Here is a 2,968-nt window from a genome sequence, read left to right as displayed (position 1 = left end):
CGCGGCGATGTGTATACGAGCAAGATTCCGCCCACGGCGAAGGAGACGCCACAGCAAGGTGAGGTGGTTGCCGTTGGGAAGGGGAAGCTCACCGAGGATGGGAAGCTCATCCCCTTGCAGGTCAAGGTCGGTGACCAGGTGCTCTTTGGCAAGTACGCCGGCACCGAGGTGACCATCGATGGGGAGGAGTACCTCATCATGCGCGAGAGTGACATCTACGCCATCATCAACACAAACGGGCAGTCGTAAGTTGAACAAACACCAGGAGGGACGCCATGCCTGCCAAGCTCATCCTCTACGATGCTGAAGCGCGTGCGGCACTGAAGAACGGTGTGGATAAGCTTGCCAACGCCGTCAAGGTCACGCTGGGTCCGAAGGGGCGCAACGTCGTCATTGATAAGAAGTTCGGACCGCCCACGGTGACCAAGGACGGCGTCACGGTCGCCAAGGAGATCGAGCTGGAGGATCCGATTGAGAATCTCGGCGCCCAGATGGTGCGCGAGGTAGCCTCCAAGACCAGCGACGTCGCCGGGGATGGGACGACGACGGCGACGGTCTTGGCGCAGGCGATCGTGCGCGAAGGGCTCAAGAACGTTACGGCGGGAGCGAATCCGATGGACCTCAAGCGCGGCATTGATATGGCAGTGGCTGCCATTATGCAGGAGCTGCGCCGTATCAGCCGCGAGGTCCAGGGGCGCAAGGAGATCGAGCAGGTTGCCACAATCTCCGCCAACAACGACCCGGAGATTGGCAAGCTCGTTGCCGACGCCATTGAGAAGGTCGGTAAGGACGGCGTCGTCACAGTCGAAGAAGCCAAGGGGATCGAGACCACGCTGGAGGTGGTCGAAGGGATGCAGTTCGACCGGGGGTATCTCTCGCCGTACTTCGTCACGGATGCGGACACGATGGAGGCGGTGCTGGAGAACCCCTACATCCTCATCCACGACAAGAAGATCTCGGCGGTGAAGGACCTGCTGCCGATCCTGGAGAAGGTTGCGCAGTCGGGGCGTTCGCTGCTCATCATCGCCGAGGATGTCGAGGGTGAAGCTCTGGCAACCCTGGTGGTCAACAAACTGCGTGGAACGCTCCGCGTCTGCGCGGTCAAGGCGCCAGGCTTCGGCGACCGGCGCAAGGCGATGCTGGAGGATATCGCCATCCTGACCGGCGGCACCGTGATTAGCGAGGAGAAGGGCTTCAAGCTGGAGAACGCCACGCTGGCGTACTTGGGCACGGCGAAGAAGGTGGTCGTTGACAAGGATACGACCACGATCGTCGAGGGGGCGGGCAAGCCCGAGGAGATCAAGAAGCGCATCAACGAGATCAAGGTGCAGATTGAGAAGACCACCTCCGACTACGACCGCGAGAAGCTGCAGGAGCGCTTGGCGAAGCTCAGCGGCGGCGTAGCGGTCATCAAAATCGGTGCCGCTACCGAGGTGGAGATGAAGGAGAAGAAGGCGCGCGTGGAGGATGCACTCCACGCAACCCGGGCGGCAATCGAGGAGGGGATCGTACCCGGTGGCGGAGTTGCCTACCTTCGGGCGCTCCACGTCCTGGATACGCTCTCCCCTGCCAATGAGGACCAGCGAACCGGCATCAACATCGTGCGCCGGGCACTGGAGGAGCCCATTCGCCAGATCGTCGCCAATGCCGGGCTGGATCCCTCGGTGATTGTCGCCAAGGTCAAAGAGGGCAAGGATGGCTTCGGCTTCAACGCCGCAACGGAGCAGTTCGAGGACCTCTACGAAAGCGGGGTGATTGACCCCACGAAGGTCGCCCGAGTTGCCCTGGAGAACTCTGCCTCCGTTGCCGGCTTGCTCATCACGACCGAAGCCACGGTGGTGGAGAAGCCCGAAAAGGAGAAGCAGTCCTCGGCTACACCACCGATGGACTACTAAACGTCTATAGCCTCAGGACGCAGGAGAAACCGCCTGCCCTCTTGAGGTTCCCTCCACATACTCACACCGCCCCCCAGCCCCTGTGCTTGCGCCCTGCAGGCACAGGGGTCCTTTTTTCTCAAGGCTCGGCGCGTGGAGGTACCCAGAGGTAGCGCGCAAGGTCTACGCGGTCGTCTTCGACGTGGACACCCTCCGACTCCAGCAGCTCCTGCATGAGCGTTGGGGTAGCGAAATGGTGCTTTCCGGTGAGCTCGCCGCGGCGATTGACAACCCGGTGGCAGGGGATTGAAGCATCGAAGCGAGCAGCGTGGAGAGCCCAGCCCACCAAGCGCGCGGCAGAGCGCACCCCAAGCGCCTCGGCAATGTGCCCGTAGGTGGTAACTTTGCCCGCTGGGATTTGGCGAACCAGTTCGTAGACCCGCTCGAAGAAATCCCGATGGTTGCCGAACATGTTCCGCGACCGCGCTTGCCACAGCGCATTGTGTGCTTGACGGAGGAGACGACGGAGACGCTCTACGCCTTGGGTGCCGGAGAGCTCGTCGTCGGCGTTTCGGGGTTCACGGTACGCCCGCCAGAGGCGCGGAAGAAGCCGAAGGTGTCCACCTTTCTGGATGCCAATATCGAGCGGATTCTGGCGCTGCAGCCCGATGTTGTGCTGGCATGGTCGGATCTGCAGGCGAACATTTGCGCCGAGCTGATTCGCAACGGTGTGGAGGTCATCTGCTTCAACCACCGCACGGTGGAGGGAATCCTCTCCATGATCGTGCGTCTCGGGGCATTGGTGGGGAGGGCTGCTCGGGCACGGGCGTACGTGCGCTCCTTGCGTGCGGGATTGCGCCGAGCTGCGCAGCGTGGGCGGCAACGGCGCCGCCGTCCACGGGTCTACTTCGAGGAGTGGGACGACCCCTTGATTACCGGCATCGGCTGGGTCAGCGAACTCATTCGCCTGTGTGGAGGCGAGGATATCTTCCCAGAGCTCAGTGCATATCCGGATGCACGGCGCCGGATCGTGGCTGACCCGGCGGAGGTCGTGCGGCGCGCGCCGGACATCATCCTGGTGTCCTGGTGTGGGA

General features: G+C 62.5%; 4 protein-coding genes. 3 read left to right on the top strand and 1 reads right to left on the bottom strand.

The features are described 5' to 3' along the window. Positions 1-9 precede the first annotated feature (9 nt). Complete coding sequence (groES, locus tag NW860_RS00905) at positions 10-249, top strand: co-chaperone GroES (RefSeq protein WP_414511943.1); 240 nt, start codon at positions 10-12, stop codon at positions 247-249. 26 nt (positions 250-275) lie between these two features. Next, on the top strand, positions 276-1,895 hold the full coding sequence (gene groL, locus NW860_RS00900; protein ID WP_414511941.1) for a chaperonin GroEL: 1,620 nt from the start codon (positions 276-278) through the stop codon (positions 1,893-1,895). A 118-nt stretch (positions 1,896-2,013) separates the two neighbouring features. Here the strand turns inward: groL and NW860_RS00895 are convergent, their stop codons facing one another. After that, positions 2,014-2,346 carry an MGMT family protein gene (locus NW860_RS00895; protein ID WP_414511940.1) on the bottom strand — a complete coding sequence of 111 codons (333 nt, stop codon included), beginning with the start codon at positions 2,344-2,346 and terminating at the stop codon, positions 2,014-2,016. 30 nt (positions 2,347-2,376) lie between these two features. Between NW860_RS00895 and NW860_RS00890 the strand changes: the two genes are divergently transcribed. Then, positions 2,377-2,968 (top strand): ABC transporter substrate-binding protein (locus tag NW860_RS00890; RefSeq protein WP_414511942.1); only part of this gene is annotated, 592 nt, incomplete at its 3' end.

Source organism: Synechococcus sp. F70.1, assembly GCF_047502745.1.
GTDB lineage: Bacteria > Cyanobacteriota > Cyanobacteriia > Thermostichales > Thermostichaceae > Thermostichus.
Note: the sequence above shows the minus strand (reverse complement) of the source record. Positions and strands in the feature narration are given on the sequence as shown.

Excerpts from the sequence above, each read along its gene's own strand:
- groL (WP_414511941.1), top strand. The coding sequence starts at position 276 with ATGCCTGCCAAGCTCATCCTCTACGATGCTGAAGCGCGTGCGGCACTG.
- NW860_RS00895 (WP_414511940.1), bottom strand. The coding sequence starts at position 2,346 with ATGTTCGGCAACCATCGGGATTTCTTCGAGCGGGTCTACGAACTGGTT.